The organism is Paraburkholderia tropica, from assembly GCF_014171495.1.
GTDB lineage: Bacteria > Pseudomonadota > Gammaproteobacteria > Burkholderiales > Burkholderiaceae > Paraburkholderia > Paraburkholderia tropica.
On sequence record NZ_CP049136.1, the window covers coordinates 1,449,770 to 1,465,016 of the forward strand.

Here is a 15,247-nt window from a genome sequence, read left to right on the forward strand (position 1 = left end):
GCACGAATCGTTTATTCAGCATGATGATTTGAGGTTGCCTCGGGTAATTGATCTTCATCAATCGATCTCGTTGATGGAACAATCCGGCTATTTCAATCGGGCGCGGGAATATAGGCGGTAAAAGGCAAAGCAATTTCGTTGCGCTGAATTATTGATTTATATAATTGAATCGGATTTGAATAACATGAAGGTTGCTTCGTGCGCGTAGATAGCCCGCTTGCGGATGTTCACGTCGATCATCCACCCAACGCGATAATCGCAATCGTGAGCAGCACGCCAACCGCAACCATCAACAGGCCGGCTTTCATTCCGCCCCCAGCGGAGTAGCGTCCGAGTGCATATCCGGCAGCGAATAGCATCGCGAGTGTGAGCACGCGTGAAGTGATCAGCGCCGCAGTGATATCTTTGATAACGAGAAATGGCAGCGCAACCGGAAACGTACCCAGCACCACAAGCAGAAAGATACCCACCGCACCGACGAGATCGTCACGTCCGAGTGACGCTCGCGACGGCACAGTCGGCATGCTCGCAAGGCGCGCACGAACGCGCTCGAGTTCGGCATCGTCGACCAGTGGCTGGATAGCCTTCGGCAACGCGTCGCGCAGCGTGTGCACGGCAATGGCGTTATCCCGCGTTTGCCGGATGGTCAATATCAGTTTCAGGCGCTGCCCTCGATCAGCGAGGGTGCGGATGAGGTACATGACGGCATCGGCAAGTCCCCATGCCAGATTGCAACCGAGCGCCGAAAAGAACATCTTGTGCCCTGCGGCTTCGCCGGCACTGACCGCCTTGACGGCGCCGACGAAGGTCAGGGCCATGAACAGACCAAAACACAGCTCGCAGACACGGTCGACGGTATGGAGAACGGGTTCGCGCTGTGCGGGCCTGGTTCCACTGGCCGGTGTGAGGGTGCTCATATCAGCCTCGGCTGACGTTGGATAACGTGATTTGCGCCGACGGTCGGCGTGAATCGCCGCTACAAAAGGTATCGGAAGGAGACGTTTCTCCATTGACTTATATCAATCGCGAGACCTCGCACGGAAGATCGCGATACGCGAGTGACAATTTATTTTCAGAAACCGGATTCGCGTGACTGAATTGCTAACGTCAAATGCGAATTGGAGCATTCGAATCGCGCACAGATGCCGTCTTTCGGCGGGATCAATGATCAACTATTAACGATCAATGATCGAACCAGCGATACTGGACCGTGATCGAAACGATCTGATAAGACCCCGCCGCACGGGTTACGAAGCCGCGCGAATAGCCGAGCTTGGCAGACCAGCCGTGACCGATCGGCACTGCGAGCGTGACACCGCCACGCGCGTTCGCTTGGCTCGTGCCGCTCGATGCATCGTTGACGCTGGTGGCGCCTCCGAGGGCATAGCCGACATCGATGGCGAGCCAGAGCCCCGGCCGAAAACTGTAGCCGCCGTGCAGTTGCGTGACCGTGAGGGGAGACTGACGCCTGATCTGGCCATTGAAGAAGTTCGTGTTGCTCATGAAGAACCAGACGCCGACCGAGGCTTCAAAAAACCAGTCACCCCACGGTTGCGATAAGCCAATTTCGGGTTTGAACGCCCAACGATTGTTGCCTACGTTTACGAGGTGCGAAGGCACGTATTGGCCGGTCGGCATCTGCACGGTCAGGCTCACGCCAAGCGACGTGGCAGGCGGTGTGCGTGCGAACACGTCTGGCTCAAGCGGGGGATTGCCAAACAGGTTCAACGCAAAGCGCACTTGCATATCGCCCATGCCGGCGCGATGGATTTGCGTCGGCGCGCCAATGACGAGTCCGCTCAGATTCCCGCTGACAAAAGGCTGGACAAGGCCGATCGACGCCGTGTGATTTGCCAGCGCAAACGTGCGGACATAGCCGAGCAGCCAATTGTTGATGCGTGCGCTGACACCGGTTATGGGCAGCGATGGGTCGGTCAGCACGTCGCCGCTCACATGCGAATAACCCGCGAGAATAAAGTTCGTACCCACCGGCGAAGGGGAATAGGTGCGTGGCTCCAGCTCTTGCGCATGCACCAGGGTCGCCTGCCAGAGTACGGCGGCGCAGGACCAACCACAACTCCAGCGAGCTGAACGTCTGCTCATCGCGGTTCAATCGAAGATGCCGGCAGATGCACCGTAAGCACGGCCGCCTCTACCGCTAGCCCGCACTGTGCGGAGCCAGCATAGCAGTGCCAGGCTCGAGGCTGAATAGGACCTTGGTCGGACAGTCCGGAACCGCGATCGGATTCAAGCGAGCCGTGTGCGGGTTCTCGGCGTATGCGCTCGATTGATCAAGGTCAATTGCATGGCCGGGACCCACGCTAGAGTTGTTTGAGGAATCACAACATCGTTCCGATCTACCCACGCCGCGCGCCAGTCGGCGTTGCAGCGCGGGCAAGCCGACAAACGACACAAATGAACTCAACTACTCCGGTAGTGTTCGTCGTGGACGACGACGAACACGTACGCAATGCGCTGAGTCGCTTGCTGCGATCGGGGGCTACGCCGTGCAAGCTTATGGCACTGCCGGCGACTTCCTGAACGACGCGGATTTGACCAGCGCCCCCGCATGCGTGCTGCTCGACCTCCAGTTGCCCGACCTGAGCGGCATCGAACTGCAGCGGCGTTTGCACGGCATCGTGCCGATCGTGTTTGTTTCGGCGCACGGTGACATGCAGACCGCGGTAGACGCGATGAAGGCGGGCGCGGCGGACTTCCTGACGAAACCGATTGATGCGGGTGTGCTGTTTGAAGCCACGACACGCGCAATCGAGCACGCGCACCGCCTGTTCGAGCAGCGCGAGCAACGCACGGAGCTTCAGCACCGTCTGGAAACGCTGACGCCGCGTGAGCGCGAGGTCATGGCGCTCGTGGTTGCCGGGCGGCCGAACAAACTGGTGGCCGACGAACTCGGTGCGGCGGAGAAAACGATCAAGATCCACCGGGCGCGCGTCATGGAGAAGATGAAAGTCAGATCTCTGGCCGAACTGGTTCGGCTCACCACGTCGACCGGCATCGATGCGCCCGTCCTGTTGTCGACGCAGTCCAGCCGACCGCGTCCCTCGGTTCAGCCTGCCGGGCGTGAAGCGGCGCCCCACACAGGTTGATTGGGCGGCTGCAAGTGATCAGCGTGGCAATGCGTGGCAATGCGTGGAAGAAATCGGGAAGTTGCGCCAGCGGGAAGCCTAAACCGCATTGCGTCTTCGGTGCTCCCGGCAGCGCCGGAAAATGTCGGCACAGTCAATCAGATGAATAGCGGACTGATTAATTAGTTTCTCCCTTCCGTAAATGTGGCGTGGTTTAAGTCGCGTCGCGTGTGCCGCTACGCGGCCACTCATCCGCCAATGTGGCCGCCTTGGGCCGCGGAACGGCGATTGATCTGCATCAATCGCGCGGGCGGCCGCCTGCTTATCGTGAAGGGACGCAATCGTCGGCGAGTCGAGGTGAGCGTTCATCCGACCATCCAGATGATTGATACGGCGCCATTCCGGTTGAGCGGCGAGGGAAGGAGAACGCCATGGAAAATGAGCACGCGCCCGTCACGGGTATTGACTCAACCGCCCCTGCAAGCGGCTGGCGCGCGATATTCGTGCCGGCGCAATGGCTGCCGGCTTACAAAGTGCGATGGCTATCATCCGATCTGGTGGCGGGCGTGACGCTTGCGGCGTATGGCATACCTGTTTCGCTGGCTTACGCAACGCTCGCCGGATTGCCCGCCCAGTACGGGATCTACTGCTACCTCGTCGGCGGTCTCTTCTACGCGCTATTCGGCAGTTCGCGGCAACTTGCCATTGGCCCGACGTCGGCCATTTCGATGCTCGTTGGGGTGACCGTCGTGGAAATGGCGGACGGCGACCCAGCGCGGTGCGCCTCCATTGCCGCCTTGACCGCGATCCTTATCGCAATCATGTGCCTGATCGGCTGGATTTTGCGGCTTAGCTCGCTCGTCAACTTCATTAGCGAAACCATATTGTTAGGCTTCAAGGCGGGCGCCGCGCTGACCATTGCGCTCACCCAGTTGCCGAAGCTTTTCGGAGTAAAAGGCGGCGGTGAGCAGTTTTTCGAACGCATCTCGATCCTGATCGGGCAGCTACCCGACACCCAGCTCGTCGTGCTCGCCTTCGGGCTTGGCGCGCTAGCGCTACTGATTCTCGGCGAAAAATATCTGCCGGGTCGCCCGGTCGCCTTGTTTGTGGTGGCGCTTTCGATTGTTCTGCTTTCGCTGACACCCTTGGGTGCGATGGGCTTCAAGGTCGTCGGTGCCTTGCCGCGTGGTCTGCCCGCGTTTCACCTGCCATCGCTGCGCGTCCGGGACGTGGACGGTATTGTCTCGCTGGCGTTTGCCTGCCTGCTGTTGTCGTATGTGGAGAGCGTCTCGGCTGCCCGGGCCATCGCCCGGAAAAACGGCTACGAAATCGATCCGCGCCAGGAACTGCTGGGACTCGGCGCGGCAAACCTCGCGGCGGGTGTGTTCCAGGGCTATCCGGTCGCGGGCGGTTTGTCCCAATCGTCGGTCAACGACAAGGCTGGTGCGAAGACCCCGCTCGCGCTGGTTTTCGCTTCGATTGCGATCGGTCTATGCCTGCTGTTCCTCACCGGCCTGCTGGCCAATCTGCCGAACGTCGTACTGGCGGCCATCGTGCTGGTGGCGGTCAAGGGCCTCGTTGACATTCGCGAGTTGCGGCACGTCTGGCGAGTCAGCCGCTATGAATTCATGGTGGCGATGGTCGCATTCGCTGCCGTCCTGCTGCTGGGCATTCTCAAAGGCGTGATCTTCGCCGTGCTGGCGTCGATGCTGCTGCTGATCAGGCGTGCAGCGCATCCGCACGTCGCGGTACTTGGGCGCATTCCCGGCATGCAGCACTATTCGGATAGCGAGCGCCATGCCGACAACGAACAGGTTCCCGGCGTGCTGATGTTCCGTATCGAAGCGTCGCTGCTGTATTTCAACGTGGATCACGTGCGCGCGGCGATTATGGAGAAAATCCGGTCGACGAATCGTCCGGTCAAACTGGTGATACTGGATCTCTCGAACTCGCCCGTCGTGGATATCGCGGGCGCCAGAATGCTGGCGACGTTGCATACGGACCTCGATCGGCTGGGAAAGCGACTGCGCGTTGTGGCGGCTCACGGCAGCGCACGCGACATGTTGCGCGCGGAAGGGCTGACGGAACTCGTCGGCGATATCAGCCGCCGGGTTTTGGTCGACGACGCGATCGAGGCTTACCTGCACGAGATGGATGCGAGCGCCGAAGCCGCCGGGCAAGTCGCGAGAGAGCCGCCGGGCACGGGCGCGAAGCTTCAAGGCTGAAGCGTTCCAGCCTGACGGCGGTATCCGGAAACCGGCTGCGAGTCTGACGTCGAGACCATCGGGCGGCATCGCAACGCACCAAAAGGAGGTTCATGTGTCGATCCCCTACAGGAAGCCATTTCTCCTGGCGCATTGCGCACGTTTGGCGTTGTCGACTCTGCTTTTGGTCGGCAATGCTGAAGCAGACGCCAGCAATCTGAATTTTCTCAACGACACGCCGATCTCCTACATGAAGCCGCGTGACATGGAATCCATCAAAGGCGCACTGGTTCAGGTGCTCAATACAAGCAAGGACGCTGAAACGACCGGGTGGACAAACGCGCAGACCGGAAATAGCGTACGGATCGACGCGACGATGACACCGGAAACCACGGTCCACGACGGTCCGAAGACGTGTCGGAGCGTCACGATCAATCTGCTGGCGAAGGGGCAGTCAATGACGCTTCATCCGGTCTTTTGCGGAACCGGAGGCAGGGACTGGAGTTTGCAAAAGCGGTGAGTGTCCCCAAAGGGCGCGCCGCTATGAACCGTTTCGCGAGATGCCTGCTCTCGTCCGATACGTTGTTTGACGGGTTGCCGCGCTAGATGGCGCGCATGGCCGCATCGATGTGCAATCCGGCAGGCAGCAGTTCGGCACGAGGGAAACGCACGAGCGCGAATGCGCGCAGGCGAGGCGGAGCGCCTGGAATGCGAGCGAGACGAAACTCGATTTCGCGGCTGGCCGGTGTTTCGTTGCTTCTCACGACGTTCATCAGATCGAGGCGCAAGAGACGCTTTTCCACATAGAGATATTCGGCCGGATGGGCGAAGACGTCGCAGACCCGTTTCATTTCCAGTTCGACCACGCCGGTCGGGACGCGAAGAGCGGCAAGGCTGTGCGCGTTCTCTTCAATCTCGCTCTGCAGCCGCAGCAGTTCTTCCGAACCGGCGTCCGGACTGTCTCCCACCACCGAGCGCATACCGACTCCCCGCCGCTCGAGCAATGCCACGCGCGCCTCCAGCAGTTCGCGTCCTTTTGCCACGAGTTCGCGGCGGTCCGCGGCAAGTCTTGCCAATCCTTCCAGTGCCAGTTGATCGATCAGCCGGCGCGCAATTTCCTGGCGCAGATCGAGGTCCGTTTGACCGCAGACACTGACGCGATGATCGGTGAAACAGATCGTCGTCTGGGGAACGTCATGGCGTACCGAATCGCCGTCGAGCGCAACGCCAAGCACGTGTCGTTCGAACATCGCCATCCCGAGTGTCGCGTAGGCTTCGGTTGCCTCGGCATGCTGCGAGAAATAGGCGCGCAGTTCCTCCGAGCGGCTGAACGCCTTCGGCAGATCATCGGACGTCGCGAAGAATGCGCGAATCAAGGGATCGGTCGCCCAGGCGGCCCTATCGGCCTCGTGCGGAGGCGGCAACGAGCCGGTGAGGTCGTCGATATAGTCGAGTGAAACGGAAATGGCTTCCCCGAGGCGCTCCCGATAGCGCCGGGCCAACCGCAGACGAGGATTCAACGCGAGCGCGCGATCGATCATTTCGGCGAGGCGCACATTTTCCTCGCGATCGCTGCTGCCGTTCCGATGAAACAGCCAGGTAAGCAAGCCCATGTTCGAATCCTCACTAGCCAATCCGCGCCACGCAGCTTGTTCACTCCGGCAGCGCAGCCCGGCGAAAGAACGCGGTCGCATCCGCATCGAGTTTCCCGAATGACTGCTCGTACACAGCCACGAACGCAGGCGACCCGTAAAGCCGGCTGAGCGTGCGATCGACCAGCAGACGCAGATCGTCATCCCCGCGTGCCATGCCGATTGCGACGGACACGCTTGTGAACCGCCGGTCGAGAACGACCAGATCACTCGCAGCGGGACTGTCGTGCGCCACGGCAACGAGAAGGGCGCGGTCCGCGAAGAAGACGTTCGACTGACGATCGATGAGCCTCTGCAAACCCGCCTGCATCGAGGTGACCGGAGCAACCGTTGCCGAAATCCGAAGCTCGCCAAGCTTTGCGGCAAGCCAGCGTTGGGCGGGCGAGTCGGCGATCACCGAAACCGTCTGCCGTGACAGCAACTGCGCGGGCGACGCCCGCCAGACGGCGTGAGACGGGTGCTCTCCGGACAGGATCTCGCGCAGTCCCGCAGGCGCATCGGTGCGCAGAACGGCGCCGATACCGCCCGGATAGACCGGAATGGAGACCGACATGCTCTGCCTGTTCGTCAGCGTGTCGAGCACGCCGCACACGAGATCGACACGGTTCTCGCGCAATGCGTGCGTGTCGTCGCCTGGCGCGAGCGGAACCCATTGGGTCTTGAGTGTCGTCAGACCGGTTTCGCTTCGGATCTGATCTGCAATCTTCTGGCACAGCGCCACGGTGTAGCCCGTCACGTGTCCGCCGGCGTCCTTGTAGGCGTACGGAGGCGCGTCGCTGAGATAGCCCATGCGGATCGTGCCGGACTGCTCGATGCGCGCGAACGTCGCGCCTTGGGGCCGCTGGTCGGCGTGCACGGGATGCGGCATGAAAGCGGCAAGCGCCAGTAAGCCGATGGCGATTGCCGCGGCAGCCGAACTCGCTGCCGTGCGCGGCGCGGAGGGCGACGGGCCGGTCCGGTTGGCGGCGAAGCCATATATCGCGTACCCGATCGCCAAAACCAGCATGCCGCCCATCACGGCATCCTTGCCGGACGCGTAGATCGCAAATACGGAGTAAGCCAGCGCCACGACCGCGATCGTCGCATTGAGGCGGTATTTCGTGATCGCGGTGCCGACGTTGCGCATCATCACGAACAGCGCCGACAGCGAAATGACATACGGAATGACATTGGTGACGACGGCCAGGTTGACGAGCGCGGCGAATTGTTCGCTCAGATTGGGGGAAATTGTCGACAAGGCCATCACCGACTGTACGAGCGCCATGATCACCATGCCCGCAACAGGTGCGCCGGAGCGATTCACCTTGCCGAAGACGGCGGGGAACATCTGGCTTTCGGATGCGTCCCTGGCGGTTTGGGCCAGCGTGAACTGCCAGCCCAGCAGGGAACCGACGCATGCCATCGCGGCGAGACCCATGACGACGGAGCCCACAACGGGATTGAACATTCGCGCAAAGGCGAGGCCGAAGGGGCCCGTCGATCTGGCGAGTTCCGCGTTCGGCACGATGCCCTGGATCACGGCCGTGGAGAGAATGTAGATCACCGCCGCGCCGAGGGTGCCGAACATGCAGGCCAGCGGAACATCGCGCTTGGGATTCTCGACCGCCGACGAGTTCTGTACCGCCGACTCCATACCGAGGAACGCCCAAAGCGTGAGAGAGATGCTCGAACCCATCCCTTCCATGATACGCAGCCCCTTCGGATTCCACGCCGCCGCGAAGGTATCGCTGTGAAACCAGAACCACCCCGCAATCGAAATGAAGCCTACGGGCAGGATGACGCCCCAGACGGTAATCGCGCCAATGCGTCCGGTAATTTTTGGGCCGCCGAAATTGGCCAGCGTGGTCAGCCACAGAAGTCCGATTACGCCAAGGCAGGTCGTCAGCGGGGACGCGGTCAGCGCAGGGACGAACGCGGCGAGATAGCCGAGCGCGGAGCTCGCGACCGCTACGTTGGCAATGGCGATGGAGAGGAAGTAAAGAAAAAAGACCTGAAAATAGCCGTCCTTTCCGTAAGCTTCTTCCGCGTACGCGGCCATGCCGCCGGCGCGCTGATTCAGCAGGCCCGCTTCGGCAAAGCCCCAGGCAATGGCGAGCGATCCGATTGCCGTAACGAGCCACGACAGCAACGAAATCGCACCGACCTGCGCCATATTGGCGGGCAGCATGATGATGCCCGATCCCATCATGTTCACGCTGACGATGAACGTGAGCTGTACTACGTTCATCTTTCTGGGCTGATCAGTCATGGCGATTCTCCTGCCCGTATCACCGTGCGAACGCCCAGCGAATCATCGAGAGCGATCCGCACGTACGGAGCCTGCGTCAAGGCTAGAGCGCGGGACGAGGATCAGATTGATTCAGGTCAAGTGGATTACCCGCCTGGCTATTCATGACCGATCGTCGATTGATTCTGAAATTCAACGATTTTCCGTAAAGATGCGGACTTCTGGTTGCAAAGCCTGGGGGATTGCCGGAGATGCCGTGTTTTTATCGCGCTTCTTCAAAGCGGGCCCGGCTGCCCCGCTCGCAGCTTCGAGGTATTAAACGGGGCAAGAGATTAAAGGACGCCCGCATATTGCCGTTAACGGATAGCTGTGACCAAGCAATGAGAGGGCAGGGAGTGGATTGCAACAGGAAGAGAACGGGGATTAACGCAGCGGTGTTGATCATGGGGTGCTCGATGATGGCTCAGGTCGCCTGTGCGATCACCGAGACCAGGACCCATCCCGGCGTTAAAACCCATAGCGTTGAGGCGCACCACGTCCAGCAATCCCGTCATTCGATGGACACGGCTCGTTCACACGAGCACCGGAGGCCTGCGCATTTGCGGCACTTGGGGCGCGCGAAACACGAGGAGCACGCCGAATACGAGGAACGTGCGAAACACACGCGAGTGGTGACAGCCAACCTGGGCGGCCGCAGATATTTTCATCGTGTGCGGTTTCACAAACACTCGGGGCACCACGTCGAGGGCCACCATGTTCAACGGGTGTCGACCGTGCAAGAGCAGTGGGCTACCCAGACCCAACACGCTCCGACCTGGGTCTTGCCGCAAGTCTGCGAACAGGTGCTGAACTACACGGGCGCGTGCCAACCGGCCGTGCTGGAGAGTTTGCGGGTTCTCGGTCTCCAGGTGCCGAATGTGGAGGACCGCGGGCAGATGGCCCAGCATCTCCAATCGATGCTGGATCGCGAGGGCTTGGAACAGGTGCAGGCTCAATGCCAGTCTGTGTTGCTTGAAGATCAGCGAAAGATCAATGGGCTTCAAACGTTATTGGCACGAGCCCATGTCGTTGCTTCGGATGACTGCTCTCAGCAGATCCAGAATCTGGCCGCCCAGGCTGCTGCCGGTCAAGGCGCGTCAGCGTCCGTTGCCACTGGTGCGTCTGATGTCGCTCAGGCACATGCGGGCGTTTCTGGAGAGTAGCGCCACGGTGGCGGGAACAGTTTTGTCGGGTTGACAGGGAAGCGACGGTGCAGGCAGGCGAAGCAATGAGCACTTGACGACCGCTTTCCGCCGTATTGCGGTCAATCGGGCGCGCGCGGCAGTGTCGATATGCGCAACGTTGCGTGCGCTCCCGGCAGATCGCGCACTCTGCCGGGAGCACGCTTTGTCAAACGACCGTAGCAGACGTATCGGCGACGACAAGCATCCGCTTGAGAGACGACGCCGATGCATCAGGCGCATCGACCAAAAAAAGCGACGCTTCAAGGGCATGTGAAATGTCGAAGCTTCCGATTAGCCAGGCACGCAATGCCGTTTCCGATGTGACGATCACGCTGCTGCGCTTCGCATCATCCGTCGCTGTGACATCCGGCATATCGGGCACGATATCAGGATCGAAGCCATCGGTGGTCGCGTGGAAAAAGCCCCACGTGTCATTCTCGATCAGCAGGACGTAGAAGTCCGGCAAGGCGAGAAGATCGTCCGCCGCGTGGCCTGATTCAATTCGGGCCTGCAGCCGGTTGAGTGCGTCGACCGCGGACATTCGCTTACGCGCTGCTGCAAGCGCACCCTCGTCCGCTTCGACTTCGTCGACGAGGCCTGCTTCGATCGCCTTGCGTGTGGCGACCGCGACACTCAGCGCGAGCGGATGGCCGATGCTGAAATCAATCTTGAATTCGCAGATTGCGCACATGGCAACACCTCAGGGCGTAACGATGTTGAACCAGAAATCGAACGTATCTAGCCACGACACGAACTCACCGAGTTTCTGGCTGTTGCCGTCAATCTTCGCATTTCCGGCCATCACGAGCTTTTGCATGTTGGTCTTGCCCATCATGATGTCGTTGAGATCGGCCCGCGCCATCGTGACTGTTGCATCGGCCGATTTTGAACGGGTGTCGGGTGAATAGTGCAGCGCGCTATTCTCGACGCCCAGTACATAGTTCTCTTTCGTGTCCGTCAGCACAAGGTTGAACGATGCCGTTTGGCCCGCCGCGCGGTCGCTGTTGAGGCGTATACCCAGATAATCCAGGAACATCGGGAGCGGCATGGCCTGGATGGTGTCAGGGCTTTGCGGGTTCGAAGCAGGCAGCTTTTTCACGCCTTCTCGCAGTTCCTTTGCACCGGTCAGGTAAAAGTTTCTCCACGAAGCCGATTCGGACTGGTAGCCCAACTGCTCATAGGTGTCTGCGAGAAGTTGCCTCGCCGCAGTGTTCTGAGGCTCGGCGAACACGACATGATTGACGACCTCTGCAACCCAGCGATAGTCGCCCTTGTTGAAATCGGCATGCGCTTTGTTGAGTACCGCTGCCGAGCCGCCCATGAACTCCACATAGTGCTTGCCGGCTTCTGTGGGCTGCAGACGGTGGAGGTTTGCCGGCACGCCGTCGAAAAAGCCGAGCCGCAAGTTGTATTGCGCGACGGCGTCGTGATAGACCGTGCCGTAATAGCTACGGCAATACCAGTGCTTGGCGAGACTGTCGGGTAGACGCATTGCATCGCCGATCTCCAGGGGCGTCAGGCCTTGATTGGCCATTCGCAACGTTTGATCATGCAAATAGCGGAACATATCCCGTTGCGCACGCAGGAAGGGGACGATTCTGTCGTTTCCCCACGTCGGCCAGTAATGCGAAGCAAACAGCACCTGGGCATCGTCGCCAAACATATCGAGCGCTGCCTGGAGATATTTCGACCAGAGCAGGCCATCCCGCATCTTGGCACCACGAAGCGTGTACAGATTGTGCAGCGTATGCGTAGCGTCCTCGGCTGCGCAAAATGCCTTGTATTTCGGCAAGTAAAACATGAACTCTGATGGCGCCTCCGACTCCGGCGCCATCAGTACGACCAGCTCGACCCCATCGAGTGTCATCTTCTGGCCGGTCTTTTCGGCGAACATCGTGGGCACGGCGAGTGTGATCGTTCCGACGGACGTGGTCTTGCCGAGGCCCCCATCAACGATGCCGGTGGGGCTACGCGGAAGCAGCGAGCCATACATAAAGGTCGCACGGCGGCCCATTGCGTTGCCGGCGATGACATTTTCCCCCACTGCGGCTTCGGTAAAACCCGTTGGCGCCACGATCTGTACCTTGCCGGACTTCAGGTCGTCGTCGCTTGCGAGACCGCGTACCCCACCGTAGTGGTCAACGTGGCTATGCGTATAGATCACGTGGGTGATCGGCTTGTCTCCAAGATGCGGAATAACAAGCTGCTTCCAGACCGTCGAGGCCACTTCCGTCGTGATGAACGGGTCAACGACGATATAACCGTGATCGCCGCGAATGATGCTCATGACCGACAGGTCATAGCCACGCACTTGCCAGATGCCATCGACCACCTGGTAGAGGCCGTGGTTCATGTTGAGCTTGGCGTTTCGCCACAGGCTTGGGTTGACGGTGGACGGGGCATTATTCTCCGCACCGCCGTTCACGAAAGCGAACTGCTGAAGATCCCATGCGTTGACACCGCCCGGACCGGGAATGACAACGGGTTCAGGAAGTGTAGCGATCAGTCCACGTTTTGCATCCTCGAAATCCTGCGCGTCGGCAAAATTCAGGAAGTCGGCATACTGCTTGTTGATCGAGATTGTGGCGGCCGTCGCAGGTTTTGGCGCTGCTGTGGTCGGCCTCGGGGTGGAGCTGGATTGAGCGAGCGCTTCACTGACGACGCCTGGAAAGCCGGTTGCGGCGCCGGCAACCGCTACGTTCTTGAAAAATGCCCTTCTCCCGCCCACCTTTCCCGCGTCATTCGCGTCAGACATGACCGGCCTCCGATGTTTGTCAACTACAGGGTCACGAAACTGCAGAGAATCACCGCGACACGAGCATATAGAGAATTTAGACGCGGTGATTTGGCTGTGCGCAGTGTTCGCAACGCAGGTAGGAAAGGGCAGTGGATTGGCACAATCCAAATTCCGGCGAGGGAACGCTCATGACAAGCATGCTTCGGTTTGCTCGTCCACTTCAAGAGCATCGTCTACCTTGATGCCGCTGCATGACCCTCGCGCGCGATCCGACGTGGCTGCCTTGCCAGACATCCTGAACGAGCAGTCGAGTGAGGTCGCATGCGCGTAGTTTGCTATCAATTGCAGGATTGAACCCGTGGGCCGTTGTCCGGGCGCGTAGTGTTCACGTCTTCCCGATTGGCCATATCGTCCTCGCGAATGGTTTGCAGTCCAATGAAAGATTGCATACGTCGTCAATGTTCATGCAACCCCTGCGCAAGCTATCAGAAATGGCGCTCGCTCCGTTCGGGCGTGCACGTTTTCTCACGCTCGTTTCAATCAGGCGTGACGTCACGTCAAATAGGAAAGTAGAACGAACGACTCGATGCTAGACTGATTTTTAACGTCCGACAGTGTGTGAAGACGTGGGCGTACGCGCGGGGCAATTGCTTCTCGTGCGATTGGGTGACGTATTCGAGCGAGGTGTGCAAATGGTGGCCACGCAGATCCTTGCAGAGAGACAGGCGGCGGGTCGAAAGGCGCGCGAGCGCGCGAAGCGATCCCGTCACGCGGAGATCGGAAATACAAAACGCGACCCGATCGAGCTTCTCGAGGCCAGTAGCGCGGGCCGGGTAGAGGCGCTCGTTCCTTTACGCTATGGTCGCATGTCACTTTCGCCATTCACGTTCTTTAGGGGCACTGCAATAATTCAGGCCCACGACCTTGCGGGCACGGTCAATTCGGGTATCGCTTTCCCCATTTGCGGCGACGCACACCTCATGAACTTTGGCGGCTTCGCCACGCCCGAGCGACAACTGGTGTTCGACCTGAACGACTTTGATGAGGTCGCGCCCGGACCGTGGGAATGGGACCTGAAGCGGCTCGTTGGAAGTTTTGCGGTTGCGGGCGAGCATATGGGCTTCGGGCGTGGCGCGATTGGCGAATTCGTGTGGAGTGCGGTTCACGAGTACACCGAGCGCATGCGCGAATACTCGCAATACAGCTCTCTGGATTTATGGCACGAAATCATCAGCTTTGAACGCATGATGGAGCTGGCAAAGACCGAAGAGGGCCGCAGCCTGCTCGCCAGGACGTCAAAAAAAGCGGCAACGCGTACGCACGAAAGCGTGCTGGCCAAGATGGCGACGCAGCAAAACGGCAAATGGACGATTCAGGATGCGCCGCCCGCGCTGTTCCATCCCACCGGGCCTAATTCACTGCTCGGCAAGGAAAGCAACTGGACCGACACCGAGGCATGGCAAGGCAAACTCGCCAGGGCGTTCGACGCCTACCTCGACACGCTGCCGGCCGACCGCCGCCTGCTGATCGACCAGTACGAACTTCACGATATCGCGTTCAAGGTCGTGGGCGTAGGAAGTGTCGGCACGTTCTGCCTCGTGATGTTGTTCGTCGATAGCCACGGTACGCCGTTGTTTCTGCAAGTCAAGGAAGCCCGTCCTTCCGTGATCGCCCGATATTTCGATGCGAAAGCCCACGACCATCAGGGGCAGCGCGTCGTGGTCGGGCAGCGCTTGTTGCAAGCGGCGAGCGACTCGTTTCTTGGCTGGACGTCGGGACCTGCCGGACGGAATTTTTATTTCCGCCAACTGCGCGACATGAAGGTATCGGCGGAAGTGGAGCGAATGAGCGCGACCATCATGCAAGGCTACGCCCGCATTTGCGGTTGGGCGCTTGCGCGCGCTCACGCAAAGGCGAGCGGGAAGGCGATTGAAATCGCAGCGTATCTCGGCAGCGGCGAGCGCATGGCCGAGGCGCTCACCGGTTACGCAATGGCCTGCGCCGCGCAGAACGAAGCCGACTACAAGGCATTTATGAGCGCATGTCGGTCTGGAAGGCTTCAGGCGCGAAGCGACGAAGACATGGCTGCGGATTTCCGTATTTGACAATCACAATCGT

The 15,247-nt window shown here is 60.0% G+C and carries 11 protein-coding genes and 1 pseudogene; 5 read left to right on the forward strand and 7 right to left on the reverse strand.

The features are described from left to right. Nucleotides 1-236 precede the first annotated feature (236 nt). Complete coding sequence (locus tag G5S35_RS30025) at nt 237-917, reverse strand: VIT1/CCC1 transporter family protein (protein ID WP_183039698.1); 681 nt, start codon at nt 915-917, stop codon at nt 237-239. A gap of 265 nt (nt 918-1,182) precedes the next feature. Further along, a complete protein-coding gene (locus G5S35_RS30030; RefSeq protein WP_220033075.1) occupies nt 1,183-2,103 on the reverse strand; it encodes a transporter in 921 nt (306 codons plus the stop codon). Nucleotides 2,104-2,507: 404 nt separating this feature from the next. Here G5S35_RS30030 and G5S35_RS30035 point away from each other — a divergent pair, with 404 nt between their 5' ends. From G5S35_RS30035 to G5S35_RS30045, 3 genes are all read left to right on the forward strand, one after another. Next, nucleotides 2,508-3,107: a response regulator transcription factor gene (locus G5S35_RS30035; protein ID WP_338048727.1), complete on the forward strand. Its 600-nt coding sequence runs from the start codon at nt 2,508-2,510 to the stop codon at nt 3,105-3,107. Between the two features lie 410 nt (nt 3,108-3,517). Continuing rightward, nucleotides 3,518-5,311 carry a SulP family inorganic anion transporter gene (locus tag G5S35_RS30040; protein WP_183039699.1) on the forward strand — a complete coding sequence of 598 codons (1,794 nt, stop codon included), beginning with the start codon at nt 3,518-3,520 and terminating at the stop codon, nt 5,309-5,311. A 94-nt stretch (nt 5,312-5,405) separates the two neighbouring features. Beyond that, nucleotides 5,406-5,810: a hypothetical protein gene (locus G5S35_RS30045; protein ID WP_237181603.1), complete on the forward strand. Its 405-nt coding sequence runs from the start codon at nt 5,406-5,408 to the stop codon at nt 5,808-5,810. A gap of 82 nt (nt 5,811-5,892) precedes the next feature. On the opposite strand, the gene G5S35_RS30050 is transcribed toward G5S35_RS30045, so the two are convergent. After that, nucleotides 5,893-6,903, reverse strand: coding sequence for a hypothetical protein (locus G5S35_RS30050; RefSeq protein WP_110327429.1), 1,011 nt, complete (start codon nt 6,901-6,903; stop codon nt 5,893-5,895). A 40-nt stretch (nt 6,904-6,943) separates the two neighbouring features. Next, nucleotides 6,944-9,190 (reverse strand): putrescine-ornithine antiporter, encoded by a 2,247-nt coding sequence (gene potE, locus G5S35_RS30055; protein ID WP_074983573.1) that lies wholly within the window; start codon nt 9,188-9,190, stop codon nt 6,944-6,946. A 434-nt stretch (nt 9,191-9,624) separates the two neighbouring features. Between potE and G5S35_RS30060 the strand changes: the two genes are divergently transcribed. Then, nucleotides 9,625-10,371 carry a hypothetical protein gene (locus G5S35_RS30060; protein WP_124263135.1) on the forward strand — a complete coding sequence of 249 codons (747 nt, stop codon included), beginning with the start codon at nt 9,625-9,627 and terminating at the stop codon, nt 10,369-10,371. Nucleotides 10,372-10,558: 187 nt separating this feature from the next. Here the strand turns inward: G5S35_RS30060 and G5S35_RS30065 are convergent, their stop codons facing one another. The 3 genes and pseudogenes from G5S35_RS30065 to G5S35_RS39635 all read right to left on the reverse strand — a co-directional run. Then, nucleotides 10,559-11,083 (reverse strand): hypothetical protein, encoded by a 525-nt coding sequence (locus G5S35_RS30065; protein ID WP_183039700.1) that lies wholly within the window; start codon nt 11,081-11,083, stop codon nt 10,559-10,561. Nucleotides 11,084-11,092: 9 nt separating this feature from the next. Then, the gene (locus G5S35_RS30070) at nt 11,093-13,147 is read right to left on the reverse strand and encodes an alkyl/aryl-sulfatase (protein WP_183039701.1); all 2,055 of its coding nucleotides are present in this window, start codon (nt 13,145-13,147) and stop codon (nt 11,093-11,095) included. 214 nt (nt 13,148-13,361) lie between these two features. Beyond that, nucleotides 13,362-13,484 (reverse strand): annotated as a pseudogene (locus G5S35_RS39635) (integrase); the annotation flags it as partial. Between the two features lie 337 nt (nt 13,485-13,821). Here G5S35_RS39635 and G5S35_RS30075 point away from each other — a divergent pair. After that, the gene (locus G5S35_RS30075; RefSeq protein ID WP_183039702.1) at nt 13,822-15,234 is read left to right on the forward strand and encodes a DUF2252 domain-containing protein; all 1,413 of its coding nucleotides are present in this window, start codon (nt 13,822-13,824) and stop codon (nt 15,232-15,234) included. Nucleotides 15,235-15,247: the final 13 nt, after the last annotated feature.

Excerpts from the sequence above, each read along its gene's own strand:
- G5S35_RS30070 (WP_183039701.1), bottom strand. The coding sequence starts at position 13,147 with ATGTCTGACGCGAATGACGCGGGAAAGGTGGGCGGGAGAAGGGCATTT.
- G5S35_RS30040 (WP_183039699.1), top strand. The coding sequence starts at position 3,518 with ATGGAAAATGAGCACGCGCCCGTCACGGGTATTGACTCAACCGCCCCT.
- G5S35_RS30030 (WP_220033075.1), bottom strand. The coding sequence starts at position 2,103 with ATGAGCAGACGTTCAGCTCGCTGGAGTTGTGGTTGGTCCTGCGCCGCC.
- G5S35_RS30050 (WP_110327429.1), bottom strand. The coding sequence starts at position 6,903 with ATGGGCTTGCTTACCTGGCTGTTTCATCGGAACGGCAGCAGCGATCGC.
- G5S35_RS30025 (WP_183039698.1), bottom strand. The coding sequence starts at position 917 with ATGAGCACCCTCACACCGGCCAGTGGAACCAGGCCCGCACAGCGCGAA.
- G5S35_RS30060 (WP_124263135.1), top strand. The coding sequence starts at position 9,625 with ATGATGGCTCAGGTCGCCTGTGCGATCACCGAGACCAGGACCCATCCC.
- G5S35_RS30075 (WP_183039702.1), top strand. The coding sequence starts at position 13,822 with ATGGTGGCCACGCAGATCCTTGCAGAGAGACAGGCGGCGGGTCGAAAG.
- potE (WP_074983573.1), bottom strand. The coding sequence starts at position 9,190 with ATGACTGATCAGCCCAGAAAGATGAACGTAGTACAGCTCACGTTCATC.
- G5S35_RS30065 (WP_183039700.1), bottom strand. The coding sequence starts at position 11,083 with ATGTGCGCAATCTGCGAATTCAAGATTGATTTCAGCATCGGCCATCCG.